The following is a 1,493-nucleotide window of genomic DNA, read 5'->3' as shown; positions in this document are numbered from 1 at the left end:
TGAGGAGTGCATCCTTTAACTCTGGACTATAGTTCATAATGAAAGCTCCCTTCCTGCGATAGCTCTATACTACCACAAATGTAATTATCTTTCACTGACAACTATCCTAACACACAGGGCTTATCATACTTGACTTTTGTAGTGGTAGGTGCTACTGTATAGAAAAACAGTGGTAGCACCTACCATAGAAAGCGAGGAGTAATATGGGAAGAATTTATTCAAACTACGAAGAACATGAATTTGAGAGTGTAAAGAAGAGAGCAGAAGAATTGGGTTTTAGTGCATCTTCGTTTCAGAAGTATTGTGTGATGCTCTATTTAGGAGATAGAACAAATACAGTTCCAATTGCTGATTTACAAGAGGAAATGCTAAAAGGTTTAGAAGAAATGGAGATTGGGAAGACGTTTATTGTTTCAGCGTTACATCAGGATAAGTGGGCAAGTTTTTCTCGTTCTACTAAGATGCAATTAGCAAAATATTTAGCCTCATATGTAGATAAGCATTCTGACAAATTTATCGTTGCTGAAAAAGTAAAAGGTACTATTAATAAGTACAAAAAAGTGATGTGAGGTGAAGCAAAGAAAATAGATGATAAGAAATGTGATAGGTCAGCGAGAAGTACAAAAGATGAATGGTGCGGACTTCGGCACATCGGAACTCATTCGTCATTTTATAATCATCAATGGTTTTCCTTTCCCTTTACCGTTGAGTAGTTACAATCAACAGGAGGATTTTGATGATGATAGATAGAAAAGATAAGAGATTTGTGAGTTGCCCGGTGTGTGGCAGAATCTTGATGAAGTGTCAGGGAGAGTGTAATATCGAGATAACCTGTGGGAAATGCAACCGAGAGATAGTTGCGCTTGTGGATAATGAGAGAGTGATGGTGTTGGAGAACCGCAGAGGAAATGGTCAGGTGGGACAGGTCAAAGTAAGTGTCCAAAAGACTAAGAGATGTAAGCAGATGCAACCGATGAAGCGAGCAGCGAATTATTAAAACAGAATAACATGAGGAATCAGAGGAACCGTCGGATTTGGCTAGAACCATCAAGGTCGGCACTGATTACCAAGAGTTTGTAACGAGTTGGATTTAGCATAGAACTATCAGGAGCCTACAAAACGGAAATAACGCCAGGTGGCATATAATTGTCGCTACCGGTCTTATTGTTATACGTTTTGTAGACTCCTTTTCTTGTGTTTATTTCCGTTTTGAACTCCGGAAATGGAGAGAAGAATGGAAATGACAATGGGAATGAGAATTAGAGAATGCAGAGTAAAGATGGGAATGACACAGGAGGAATTGGCAGAGGCTTTGTTTACAAAGAAATGCACTATATCTGCTTATGAGACAGGGAAAATTGATGTAAAGGTAAGTGAATATTCCGTTGCGGCGAAGCCGTCTGTCCGGAAAAATGGAAACCACCTGTCCGGATAGGCGGAAACCGCTTTAGGTTATTGCTATGTGCGGCGAAGCCGCCTGTATGTTATTGTGC

General features: G+C 39.9%; 2 protein-coding genes. Both read left to right on the top strand.

Annotated elements, in window-relative coordinates; genetic code table 11:
• The first annotated feature begins 203 nt into the window (after positions 1-203).
• Positions 204-569, top strand: a complete 366-nt coding sequence (locus ABCW45_RS17690; protein WP_117484757.1) for a hypothetical protein — start codon at positions 204-206, stop codon at positions 567-569.
• A 665-nt stretch (positions 570-1,234) separates the two neighbouring features.
• On the top strand, positions 1,235-1,435 hold the full coding sequence (locus ABCW45_RS17685) for a helix-turn-helix transcriptional regulator (protein WP_343221290.1): 201 nt from the start codon (positions 1,235-1,237) through the stop codon (positions 1,433-1,435).
• The last annotated feature ends 58 nt before the right edge of the window (positions 1,436-1,493 follow it).

It is taken from the genome of Pilosibacter fragilis, from assembly GCF_032490495.1.
GTDB classification, from domain to species: Bacteria; Bacillota; Clostridia; order Lachnospirales; family Lachnospiraceae; genus Pilosibacter; species Pilosibacter fragilis.
The sequence above is the reverse complement of the archived record's forward strand: the minus strand, read 5'-3'. Positions and strand labels throughout refer to the sequence as shown.